Annotated in this window: 12 protein-coding genes; 6 read left to right on the top strand and 6 right to left on the bottom strand. The window is 60.0% G+C overall.

Features of this window, described 5'->3' with window-relative positions; all coding sequences use genetic code 11:
- Positions 1-101: 101 nt before the first annotated feature.
- Complete coding sequence (locus ACXWUF_RS10595) at positions 102-500, bottom strand: hypothetical protein (RefSeq protein ID WP_458494645.1); 399 nt, start codon at positions 498-500, stop codon at positions 102-104.
- 424 nt (positions 501-924) lie between these two features.
- Between ACXWUF_RS10595 and ACXWUF_RS10600 the strand changes: the two genes are divergently transcribed.
- The 3 genes from ACXWUF_RS10600 (at position 925) to ACXWUF_RS10610 (ending at position 1,944) form a co-directional block, all read left to right on the top strand.
- Positions 925-1,248: a type II toxin-antitoxin system RelE/ParE family toxin gene (locus ACXWUF_RS10600; RefSeq protein WP_458494646.1), complete on the top strand. Its 324-nt coding sequence runs from the start codon at positions 925-927 to the stop codon at positions 1,246-1,248.
- Positions 1,245-1,547, top strand: coding sequence for a helix-turn-helix domain-containing protein (locus ACXWUF_RS10605; protein ID WP_458494647.1), 303 nt, complete (start codon positions 1,245-1,247; stop codon positions 1,545-1,547). Before ACXWUF_RS10600 ends, ACXWUF_RS10605 begins: the two co-directional genes overlap by 4 nt.
- 103 nt (positions 1,548-1,650) lie before the next feature.
- On the top strand, positions 1,651-1,944 hold the full coding sequence (locus tag ACXWUF_RS10610; RefSeq protein WP_458494648.1) for a helix-turn-helix domain-containing protein: 294 nt from the start codon (positions 1,651-1,653) through the stop codon (positions 1,942-1,944).
- A 510-nt stretch (positions 1,945-2,454) separates the two neighbouring features.
- Here the strand turns inward: ACXWUF_RS10610 and ACXWUF_RS10615 are convergent.
- Positions 2,455-4,161, bottom strand: a complete 1,707-nt coding sequence (locus ACXWUF_RS10615; protein WP_458494649.1) for a cation:proton antiporter — start codon at positions 4,159-4,161, stop codon at positions 2,455-2,457.
- A gap of 156 nt (positions 4,162-4,317) precedes the next feature.
- Positions 4,318-5,121: a metal-dependent hydrolase gene (locus ACXWUF_RS10620; protein WP_458494650.1), complete on the bottom strand. Its 804-nt coding sequence runs from the start codon at positions 5,119-5,121 to the stop codon at positions 4,318-4,320.
- A 566-nt stretch (positions 5,122-5,687) separates the two neighbouring features.
- On the opposite strand from ACXWUF_RS10620, the gene ACXWUF_RS10625 reads away from it, so the two are divergent.
- Entirely contained in the window at positions 5,688-6,560 is an 873-nt protein-coding gene (locus tag ACXWUF_RS10625; RefSeq protein ID WP_458494651.1) for a metallophosphoesterase, read from the top strand.
- A 211-nt stretch (positions 6,561-6,771) separates the two neighbouring features.
- Here the strand turns inward: ACXWUF_RS10625 and ACXWUF_RS10630 are convergent, their stop codons facing one another.
- Positions 6,772-6,993, bottom strand: coding sequence for a hypothetical protein (locus ACXWUF_RS10630; RefSeq protein WP_458494652.1), 222 nt, complete (start codon positions 6,991-6,993; stop codon positions 6,772-6,774).
- 90 nt (positions 6,994-7,083) lie between these two features.
- Between ACXWUF_RS10630 and ACXWUF_RS10635 the strand changes: the two genes are divergently transcribed.
- A complete protein-coding gene (locus ACXWUF_RS10635) occupies positions 7,084-7,392 on the top strand; it encodes a DUF6763 family protein (RefSeq protein WP_458494653.1) in 309 nt (102 codons plus the stop codon).
- An 85-nt stretch (positions 7,393-7,477) separates the two neighbouring features.
- Here ACXWUF_RS10635 and glnD read toward each other — a convergent pair whose 3' ends face one another.
- Both glnD and map read right to left on the bottom strand, forming a co-directional pair.
- Positions 7,478-10,132 carry a [protein-PII] uridylyltransferase gene (gene glnD, locus ACXWUF_RS10640; protein WP_458494654.1) on the bottom strand — a complete coding sequence of 885 codons (2,655 nt, stop codon included), beginning with the start codon at positions 10,130-10,132 and terminating at the stop codon, positions 7,478-7,480.
- A complete protein-coding gene (gene map / locus ACXWUF_RS10645) occupies positions 10,104-10,907 on the bottom strand; it encodes a type I methionyl aminopeptidase (protein WP_458494655.1) in 804 nt (267 codons plus the stop codon). Before map ends, glnD begins: the two co-directional genes overlap by 29 nt.
- A gap of 225 nt (positions 10,908-11,132) precedes the next feature.
- Between map and rpsB the strand changes: the two genes are divergently transcribed.
- Positions 11,133-11,696 (top strand): 30S ribosomal protein S2 (rpsB, locus tag ACXWUF_RS10650; RefSeq protein ID WP_458494656.1); only part of this gene is annotated, 564 nt, incomplete at its 3' end.

Raw genomic sequence — 11,696 nt, forward strand, 5'->3', positions numbered from 1 at the left:
CCCTATCAAGGAGGCGATAATACGGTCATCGGTGATAGTGTTGAACTTTTCGTAGATCATTGGCTGAAGTGGTTTCTATGGCCGGACGATGGCTAATCAATTTAGCTAAAATACCATTTTATGGCATTGGGTACATATCTAATACCCTTGAGTGTCGCAATATCCGCCTGCAACTGCGTCACCGTCGCATTATTCGCCGAACTCCCCGCCGGTCCCTGCGCCCCCGCATCCCCCTTCGGTCCCTGTGGCCCTTGCGGACCTTGTGGACCTTGTGGACCCTGCGGCCCTTGGGGTCCTTGAACCGGAAGATTTGCTATACCTTCGCCTTTTTTGCATTTGTTAGCGAAACGGGCCGCACCTGTTTTTAGGTTCACGCAAACCGGAATCGTATCCGCGAAAGATTCCCCACCCACCATTAACGCGGTGCCGATTAAAAGGACTTTTATTGCATTGGTTTTCATAGAAATACCCCATCGAACATTGAAAAAAGTGATAGCCATGACCGATCCCGCCACATTCCGCAACGCCCTTCGACTACGCTCAGGACAAGCAGGACGGCGGCATTCCCACACGGCGCGGGAATGAACGGTGTTGTTTCAAAAGGCTATGAAGGAACCCCCCAGCGGGAAAACGATCACCCCCTTGAAGCGCATAGAGTGTAAGCCCACGCAAACATGAAGGGCAAGGATTGCCCATCCGTACCCGTCGCCGGAATCCCCCATCACCGGCTAACTCATTCTGGATAAAATGGGCGCCAGATTTCTTCGCGGCGTGCGGGAACGAGCGCGGCAGCACGGCTGGGTTAAGGCACGAAACCCAGCCCATCGCGGCGGGTTAGCTGGGTTTCAGCGTTTTCAAACCGGAGCTAGGGAACGAGCAAACCAAAAAACCACTCGTATCCGACCATAAATCAATCAAAACCCCATGAAACAGATTCGCTGGCAAGGCAGCAGTTACCACGACTTATGCGACTTTCCATCGGACGCGAAGCGCGAAGCTGGCTACCAACTGCATAAAGTACAACAGGGCGAAGAACCCAACGACTGGAAACCCATGCCAGGCATCGGCACGGGTGTTCGGGAAATACGTATCTGGGGAGAATCAGGCGCGTACCGTATCATCTATGTCGTTAGCATTGGGCCACACATTTACGTGCTGCACGCATTCCAAAAGAAAACCCAGAAAACCAGCCCACACGATATACAATTAGCTAAGGCAAGATTAAAACCACTCTTAGGAAAACCATGAACACCACCGATCACGATACCCAACACACCACCCCGGCGGGCCAAAGCGTATTTGCCGATTTATTCTCACCGGAAGAAGCCGTGGAATTAGAAATTCGCGCCGATTTACTCACCGGCTTAACGAACTGGCTAGTCAAATCAGGCTTAACCGAAATCGCCGCCGCACAGCGTTTAGGCATAAATTCAACGGATATTGCCAATATCCAACAGGGCAAAATCAATCTCTTTAGTCTTGATGCCCTAATTCATATTGCTACACGGGCAGGATTACATCCACGAATAGAGTTAGAGGCGGCTTAAAGCTAACGGGTATAACCCGGCCCATTGCGGCGAATTAGCTGGGTTTCCGCAAATTTCCAGCCCAGTCTACGGGCCTGAGACCGGCGCACATTTGGAGGAACCAATGAGCAACTTTGGCAAAGAATTGATTGAAAGCTTGAACGAAGCCAAGGCATACGCCGAAGGCACCAGCACGGAAGCACAGGTCCACATCATCGAAGTGCCCGACGTGCGGGGAATCCGTCAGCGTCTCGGCTTGTCGCAGCAGGAGTTTTCCAATGCCTACCGTATTCCCCTGGCAATGCTAAAGAACTGGGAACAAGGCCGACGCCAGCCGGACGCACCAGCGGCGGCGTATTTACAGGTCATTGACCGGCGACCCCAGAAAATCCGCGAGGCGTTGGCGGTGAACGGATAACCCTCGTTCCCACGCGGCGCGTGGGAACGAGCGAACGAACGAACTAAGGTAAACGAACGAAACTATTAGCTTAGTTTGGAATAGGAACACCACTAAAGGTAACGGACAATGTGCTTACAGCATTCGTTGTTTCATCGTAATGATAAAAAAGCTGATGAAAGTTAAAAGGGAGGGGGTTTAATTGATTTATCCCGTTGGGAGCGCGGGCCTCTGGCCCGCGAGCGGGCGGGACGCCCCTTCGCGCAGCAGAGAATCAACCGAATCCCTGACTCTGGCCCGCGAGCGGGCGGGACGCCCGCGCTCCGACAGTGTTGTCGTCAACCAATTAAGCCCACCTCCCCAAACGCACGCTAGAGCAATGGGAGCAAGGCCGTCGAGAACCTTCCGGCGCTGCCCAGACGCTCCTCAAAATAGCCGAGCGACATCCAGAGATACTCCTTAGAGGTCGCCGCTTGATAATCGGAAACGGTGGGTATAAGCGCGGACCCACCGTTTCCCAGCTCCCGTGGTTTAATCCTTCCCTTCCACCTGCCGCCGCCGCTCCTCCCCAATCTGCCGCTCAATCTCCCCCCGTTCCAACCCCAGCATCGCCAGCACCTCCGCCGCAATCAACAGGCTCGACTCAAACATCTCCGGCACCACATGATCCGCCCCGGCGTTGACCAGTCCCACGCAATCCCCATGGTGCTGGGTGCGGACCAGAATCGGCAGGCGATAGCCCAAGGCGCGAATATGACCCACCACCCGCTGCGCCTCCTTCAACGACTTGAAGGTCAGAATCGCTAGCCGGGCGTGGTCGATGTGGCAGCGTTGCAGCAGTTCCACCCGCCCGCAGGTGCCATAAATCACCGTGTCCCCCGCCGCCCGGCCCCGTTTCACCTGCTCGGTGTCCACGTCCAGCGCGATGAACGGAATGCCGTTGGTCCGCAGCAGCCCCGCCACCATCTGCCCGACCCGCCCGTAACCGGCCAGGATGACGTGATTGGAAAATTCGGGAATCCGGTCCATTTCCCGCTCCCGCGCCGAACGCCGCCCGCCGAATAGCCGGACCACGGACTCGGTCATTTCGAAGCTGTAGCGGATCAACAGCGGGCTGAGCGCCATGCTGCCCAAGGCCACCAGCAACAGGCGGGCATTGGTGGCGGGATTGACGAGGCCGGTCTCCATGGCGAGCGCCATCAGGGCGAAGCCGAATTCCCCGGCTTGCGCGAGCATCAGCCCGGTCTTGCCCGCCGCGCCGAAGCTTTCCCCAATCAACAGGCCGGATACGGTGGCGACTACCGCTTTGCAGACGACCAGCAAAATGGTCCCGGCCAGCACCATTAGCCATTCCGCGCCCGGTGTCGGTAGTTCCAGCCGCATCCCGATGCCGACGAAAAACAGCCCCATCAGCAGGTCGCGGAAGGGCCGGATGTTCATTTCCACCTGATGGCGGAATTCGCTCTCGCCCAGCATCGCGCCAATCATGAACGCCCCGAACGCCATGGACAGGCCCAGGCTGCGGGTCAGCCAGCCGGACGCCAACACGATCACCAGGGTGGTCAGGACGAACACTTCCTCCGACTCGGTGCGGGCCACCTCGCGGAAAATTCTTGGCAGCACCCATTGCGCCAGCGCCAGCAGCAAAGCGCCCAGCACCACGCCCCGCGCCAGCGCCCCAGCGATTTGCGCATATACCGGCGGACCCATGCCAGCGCCCAAGGCGGGCACCAGAATCAGCCACAGCACCGCCGCGATGTCCTGGAAAATCAGCACGCCCACGGCCAACTGGGCATGGTGCCGGTGGATGAGCTTAAGACGGCGCAGTTCCCGCACCACGATGGCGGTGGACGACAGGGCCAGCGCCCCCGCCGCGACCAGTGCGGGCACGGGCGGGTAGCCGATTCCGTACAGCAGGCCCGCCAGCGCCGCCATGGTCAGCGTGACTTGCAGCGAACCCAGACCGAACACCGGACGGCGCAGCTTCAACAGCTTGGGCAGGGAGAATTCCAGTCCCAGCTCGAACAGCAGGAAGGTCACGCCCAGGTCGGAGAAGAGGCGGATGTTCTCGCTGTCCTTCACCAGCCCCAGCGCGTGGGGACCGATGACGGCGCCGACCAGCATATACGCCACGATGTCCGGGACGCGCAGCCGTCGGCAGGCGATAACGCCCACCAGCGAACTGGTCAGGATCACCAGCAACTCGATGAAGAGGGCGGGCTGTTGCCACTCGATCATGGGCGCCCTTGGCGGGGCCGGGGTGGTGTGAAGGGATTGGAATCGCCGGTCGCGCCAGTGCCGGTTAGACAAATTTAGGCGGGGATGGGCTTGCTGGAACTCGTGAATGGCGCGTGGGTGGCGGTTTGCTCTGGTGCCAGGGGCCGCATCAACTGGTTATTTGGGCGTCGCTGATTTCTTGGCGGGACTTCCGCCCCGCATGTCCGCCGCGCAAAACGCCCCCATGAAGATATCCCCCATATGGTTGAACCAATTCCCTTCCGGCGGCATGAGCCAGGGCTTCGAGCCGGTGTAGTGGGCCTCCAGTCGGCGCCAAACAGTGGCCGGGAATCCGGCGGGGGAGGGCACGGTTTGGTAGACCATGGCCACGGCCAGCGCCAACAGCGCGGTGGCCCGCCAGTATTTCAGGCTGATGGGTTTCAGCGCGGTGCCGAAGGAGCGCTTGAGGCGGCGTCCCAGCAAGTCCACGCTGAATAGCTCATCCAGCGCCAAGTGGACCACAAACCCGAAGGCGACGAAGAAGCCATACAGCCAAGCGGCTTGATAGGGTTTGTCGAAGGTGTGGTAGGCCAGGCTCACCGTGCCCAGGCCGAAGAAAACAGCCGCCAATAAGGAATGAATCGCGCCCCGGTGGGTGGTGAAGGCGATGAAGAATTCCAGCACCAAATAACGCACGCCGACGAATATTCCCAGCCAAATCGCCGCCAGTTCCAGGACGGTGTACCGACCAATGAAAACGAACATCGTCACAAAGGCCAGGAAGAACGCCAGCAGATTGAAGCTGATGCGGATCGGGACGGAATTGTCCGAGTCGATGTCGGGCAGCAGGCCACCCAGCGTGCCCAGCCCGAACAGGACCGGGGTTTCCATGGCCGTGGTCACGTCCGCCTTCATGCAGGCGATGGCGGCGACTCCGCTGAGGCTGGCGGCGGTGAGCAGATGGGTCTTGAAATTGGCCATTTCAGCGGGCGGAATGGGATAGGGTTTTGTGTGAGGAAACTATCCTACTCGACAAATCCCCGCCTGCCCAATATCGGCAAGACTTTCGGCGTGCTTGCGGTGGTTTCGGGGGTTGGCGAACCGTTCCGGCTCGGCGCAACAGGACAGCTAGGCGGCGTTAGGTCGGTCGTGGCTGTTGATGTGTTGCCATCGGATTGGATGGCGCGGGCCGCAGGAAGATCATTCATGGCTAGACTCTAGTTCATCGAAGTCGCACGGCGGGCTATTTTCGCGGAAGCGGGACGCCAGTCCAGATCGGCTCAATGATTTACATGATGCATCCACAACAGACAGCCGAACTCGCGGCGGATGAAACATTTCGCCCGATTCCCTGGCTGAACTTGGCGATTGTTCGGGTAAACTTCCCCTCTCGGGAAAACCACTCGACTATGCCAATCCGGGATGAAGCTCAGGCAAGCTCTCCAGGGTTCGTCTGGCAATGGCCGGAAGACTTCCCAGGGTGGCAGCCCTCAGGTCGGCGCCCCGGTAAGGACGGCCAACTCGATAGGACAGGTATTTTCAAGATCATGAATGTGCAACAGGCGGCTTTTCGCAATCACAGCGGACTCAGGCTGGTCAAGCGTCTTCCGGCGAATCGGTTTGGCCGCGATTTTGTGGTCGGTGATCTTCACGGTTGCAAATCCGATCTAGACCGGCTGATGCATGTCGTGGCGTTCGACCGCTCGGTGGACCGCCTGATTTCCGTCGGCGACCTAGTGGACCGGGGCCAAAACTCGTTGGAATGCCTGCTCCTGCTCCGGGCGCCATGGTTCCACGCCGTGATGGGCAACCACGAGCAACTGCTGCTGAGTTTCTTCCGGCCCTGGATCGTCAACGGCGTCCCGCCGGATGCCTATTCGGAGGCCGGCATCAGCTTCCTCGTCAACGGCGGCGGCTGGGCCTTGCACGAGTGCGATTCCAGCTCCCGCCCCACCCAGCCCTTGAACGGGCTGCTGAGCTTGGCGGGCACCCTGCCGCAAATCCTGGTGGTGGGCGAAGGGCCGGAGCGCTATAACGTGGTGCACGCCGAATTGGCGAAATCGGGGAAGCGCAGCCAAACCGAGGTGGTCTGGACCGACGCGGAAATAGACGCGCTGGGGGAATTCGGGGCCGACGAGGAGGATTACCCCGGCTTCCGCTGGTCGCGCCAAATCATGGGCGGCAATCGCTGGGGCAACCGCCCGCCCTCCGTGGCGGATGGACTGTCGCCGACCTTTTGCGGGCACACCGTCGGACTCGGGGTCCGCCGGGCGTATTCGCACATCTGCCTGGACACCGGGGCGTTCATCGGCCACCGCGACGATCCCCAGGCCGAAAGCTACGGACTGACCCTGGTGGATGTGAAGGACCGTCATTGGTACATGGTCCGCAATCTGTACTTGGCGGACGGGGATTTGTAGCCCTGCTTCCACCATCACCGAATTCCTGTAGGGTGGGCATGTACTCATGCCCACCGGCTCTTGGCCCAGAGAGCTTTTTGGTGGGCATGTACTTGCCCACCCTACAGTGAAGATTCTTGCTAATCAGGTTCTTATAAAGGCTCCCCATATAAGCAACAAGCCCGGTCGGAAAACCCGCCGGGCTTGTTTGTTCAAGCGGGAAAGCCCCCGCTCACGGCTTGATGCGCGTGCCCGGCAACGCCAGGAATTTCGCCAACCAAGCGGGATGCGCCGTCCAGGCCGAGGCCGAGACGAGGTTCCCGTCCACCAGCGCCCCTTCCCACGGCGGTTCAGCGCGGGTGATGTCCGGGCTGACGGCGGGATAGCAATTCTCACCCAGTGGCCCGCGACGGTTCCGGCCATGCCCCTGCCCTACATTAAATTCCAAAGCCAAGTAAATTATTGTTTGCCGCAGCGCCCTTTTACGGTGCAATAATCATTCACTCAAGACCCAGATATTGGGTAGTCATTTGAGAGGTGCCCCATGTCAACCGAAGCCTTACCGTCCATCGACGACTGGTTTCAGGATGCCGAGACCGGACGTAGTTTCCGCGTGGTCGCCGTGGACGATGAGAGCGATTCCATCAATGTCCAGTATTACAACGGCGACATCGGCGATTTCGATTTTTCCTCCTGGCGGGAATCGACGCTGTTTCCCATCGAACCCCCGGAGGACGCCAGCGCGCCCTTCGACGACCTGGAAATCGACGACCTCGGCTACACCGATCCTGACCGGCATAATCCGAGCGGATTGACCTTGGACGATTTATTGGACGAGCGGGATGCTTATTGACGGGCCGTGGGAGCGGGCTTTATTTGCCCACGACTCGGAGCGGCAATCGCGGGCTAAAGCCCGCTCCCACGGGGTGGGCAGTGAATCAGCGGGCGCCCACCAAACTCACGATGGCTTGGCTTAATTGCTGTTTTTGAATCTCGTCCGCCAGCGGATGGCCGTTCAAGTCGGTGATGTAGAAAATGTCCTCGGCCCGGCTGCCAATGGTGGAAATCTTGGCATTGTAGAGCCGGATGTTGCTGCCGGTGAAGGCTTGCCCCACTTTCGATAGCAGACCGGGGCGGTCGGTGGCGACCAGTTCCAGGATGGTGTAGCGGTTCTGCGGGTCTTCCTGGAAATAAACCTGGGTGGGCACGGCGAAGTGCTTGATCTGGCGGGGTTCCCGCCGCTGCACCTGGATCGGCGTGCCGTCCGCCTGGGCGAGGCTCTGGCGCAGCTTCGCGCAGATTTGGGCTTGCCGCAGATGATCCCGGATCGGTTCCCCGGTCTGCTCCAACACCTGATAGCTGTTGAGGACGTAGCCCTCGCCGGCGGTGATGATGCGGGCGTCGAACACCGTCAGGCCCAGCTGGTCCAGCACCGCCGTGCTGTGGGCGAAGATGAAATCCTGGTTGCGGGCGTAGACGAAGATTTCCGCGCTGCCCCGCTGGCTGACCGGGCGCAGCAGCACCAGCGGCAAATCTTGCTCTTGGCAGGCGCCAATCGCCACGGTGTGCCAGGCGGCTTCCTCCGGCGAATAGCGCAGGAAATATTCGTCGTTGAGCGTTTGCCAGACCTGTTCGACGATGGCGTCGGCGATGCCTAGCCGTTCCAACAGGGCGCGGCTCTCGGCCTTGACCGAGGCGATTTTTTCGGCCTGCTCCAAGGGCTTCGCCAAGCCCCGCCGGAATACCCAGCGGGTCGCCATGTACAACTCCTTGAGCAGCGCGTCCTTCCAGGAATTCCACAGGTTCGGGTTGGTGGCGCGGATGTCGGCCACGGTCAGCAGATACAAGTGGTCCAAGGCGCTTTGGTTGCCCACGGCGGTGGCGAACTCGTGGATGACATCCGGGTCGTTGATGTCCTTGCGCTGGGCGGTCATGGACATCAGCAAGTGATTGTTGACCAGCCAGCGGACCAGGGCGGTGTCCCGCGCATTGATGGCGTGGCGGCGGCAGAAGTCCTCGGCGATGGCGGCGCCCACGGTGGAATGGTCGTCGCCGCTGCCCTTGGCGATGTCGTGCATCAGGGCCGAGATGTAGAGCAATTCCGGCTTCTCGATCAGCTCGAAAATCTCGTTGCAGAGCGGGTGGTTAACGCGGAATTTCTCGATGGAGAAGCGCCGCAAATTACGGATGACGAACAGGGTATGCTCGTCCACCGTGTAGACGTGGAACAGGTCGTACTGCATCCGCCCGACCACCCGCCCGAAGGCCGGGAGGTACGCGGCCATCACGCCATAACGGTTCATTCGCCGCAACTGGTGGGTGATGCCGGTGTTCTGGCGCAGGATCGCCATGAACAAGCGGCAGGCTTCCGGGTCTTGGCGGAAGTTCTCGTCGATCAGGCAGAGGTGCTGGCGGATCAACCGGATGGTGGAGGCGCGGATGCCTTGCAGGCTGGTGTTCTGTTGTAATTGCAGGAAGATTTTCAGCAGCGCCAGCGGGTGCTTCTTGAAGACATCCGGGCGCAGGACTTCGATGTAGTTATTGACCGCCTGAAAACACTCGTTGATGGGCAGGATGACGAAATCCTCGCTGGCGTGCAGCGCCACCTCCTTGAAAAGCTGCATGAGCATTTCATTCAGCCGCTCCAAGCCCATCACGGTGCGGTAGTACATCTGCATGAACCGCTCGACCGCCTGATTGATGTCCGGGTCGTGGCAGCCGAACTGGTGGGCGAGCTCCTTCTGGTATTCGAACAGCAGACGGTCTTCGCAACGACCCGTCAGGGCGTGCAGGGCGAACCGCACCTGCCAGAGAAAGTCCCTGGCCCGCATCAATTCGGCGTATTCCGCCTCGGTCAGCCAGCCTTGGCGCAGCAAATCATGCAGGTTGCGGCTGTTGTAATGGCGCTTGATGATCCAGCCGATGCTTTGAATGTCCCGCAGGCCGCCCGGCCCTTCCTTGATGTTGGGTTCGAGGTTGTAGGCGGTGTCGTGGTACTTGGCATAGCGGGCCGCTTGCTCCCCCGTCTTGGCTTCAAAGAATTTCGGCGAGGGCCACAGGTGTTCGGGACCAATTTTGGTCCAGAGCGTGTCGGACAACTCCGCCGAGCCGCAGATCGGACGCGACTCCATGAGGTTGGTGATGACCGTCTGGTCTTGGCGGGCCAGGGCCACGCAATCGTCCACCGTCCGCACGCTCTGGGCGGGCTTGAGTCCGATGTCCCACAGAAAATTGAAAAAGGCCGAGAGCGCCTGATGGTAGGCGTCGGGGCCGAATTCGTCCGCCTCTTCCCCGTGGTCCAGCAAGGCCAGAATGTCGATGTCGGAATAGGGATGGAGTTCCCGGCGCCCGTAGCCGCCCACCGCCACCAAGGCCAGCCGGTCGGCGTGGGCGTTCAGAAAGTGCCGCCAGCAGTCTTCCAGCACGCTGTCCATGAAGTCCGAGCGGGCGCGGATCAATTCGGCGGCGGGCGTGCCGGTGCGGAAGCGGTCGAGCAGTTCCGCGCTGTGGCGCTGGATACGCTCCTTGAAGGCGCGGATCAGGTCGGGGGTGGCGCGGGTTGGCTCAAGCGCCGGGGAATTCGAAGCGACCATGTTCAAAAGCATCCGCCTCCTCGTGGCGCAGGGTGAGGATTTCGCAGCCCCGCTCGGTGACCAGAACGGTGTGTTCCCATTGGGCCGACAGGCTGTGGTCTTTGGTGACGGCGGTCCAGCCGTCCGGGAGGATTTTAACGTAGCGCTTGCCCTGGTTAATCATTGGCTCGATGGTGAAGGTCATGCCCGGTTGCAGCACCGGACCCGTGTCGGGCTTGCCGTAATGCAGCACCTGGGGGTCCTCGTGGAACTGGCGGCCGATGCCGTGGCCGCAGAATTCCTGGACCACGCCGTAGCCCTGGGCTTCCGAGTGCTTCTGAATGGCGTGGCCGATGTCCCCCAACCGGCCACCGGGCCGCACCTGCTTGATGCCGAGGTACAGGGCTTCCTGGCACACCTTGACCAGCCGCTTGGCGCGGAGCGGGGCCTCGCCCACGAAGAACATCTTGCTGGTGTCGCCATGGTAGCCATCCTTGATGACCGTGATGTCGATATTGACGATGTCGCCGACCTTCAGCTTCTTCGGCCCCGGGATGCCATGGCAGACCACATGGTTCACCGAGGTGCAGATGGACTTGGGGAAGCCCTTGTAATTGAGCGGGGCGGGAATGACATGCTGGGTGCCGACCATGTAGTCGTGGCAGATTTGGTCGAGCTCCTCCGTGGTGACGCCGGCCACGACGAACGGCTCGATCATTTCCAGCACTTCGGCGGCCAGGCGGCCAGCGACCCTCATCTTCTCGATCTCGGCGGGCGATTTTAAAGTAATGCTCATACGGAAGCGGCGGCGGCATTCCCCGTCGCGCACATCCGGGGACGGATGGAGGGGGAACGGAAAAGGGCGCGGATTGTTGAAGAAAGCCGGTTATGGTATAAAGCGCTGCCTTTTTTGGCAACCACACACACAAACCGTCACGCCCGGCAGGGTGCCTCCTTCATCGTTTGAAGGGGTCGTCGGGCGGGGTTTGTGGAGGCTCAACCCGTTAGGAGAATTTGCTTAATGTCGAACGTTACGATGCGTCAAATGTTGGAGGCCGGTGTTCATTTCGGCCATCAGACGCGGTATTGGAATCCCAAGATGGCTCCGTATATTTTTGGTGCGCGGAGCAACATCCATATCATCAACCTGGAAAAGACCCTGCCCCTGTTCAACGAGGCGATGAAATACCTCGAACATGTGGCGGCCAACCGGGGCAAAATTCTGTTCGTAGGCACCAAGCGGACCACCCGCAAAGTCGTTGAAGAAGACGCGGCCCGCGCCGGGATGCCCTACGTCAACCACCGTTGGCTGGGTGGTATGCTCACCAACTTCAAGACCATCAAGCAGTCCATCGCCCGCATGAAAGAGCTGGAAGCGATGCGCGACGACGGTCGCCTGAGCCGCTTCAGTAAGAAGGAAGGTCTGAACATGATGCGCGAACTGGACAAGCTGGTCGCCAGCTTGGGCGGCATTCGCGATATGGACCGGTTGCCCGAGGCGCTGTTCGTGCTGGATGTCGGCTACGAGAAGAACGCCATCAGCGAAGCCCATAAGCTGGGCATTCCGGTGGTCGGCGTGGTCGAT

The sequence above is a fragment of the Methylomagnum sp. genome (assembly GCF_054333355.1).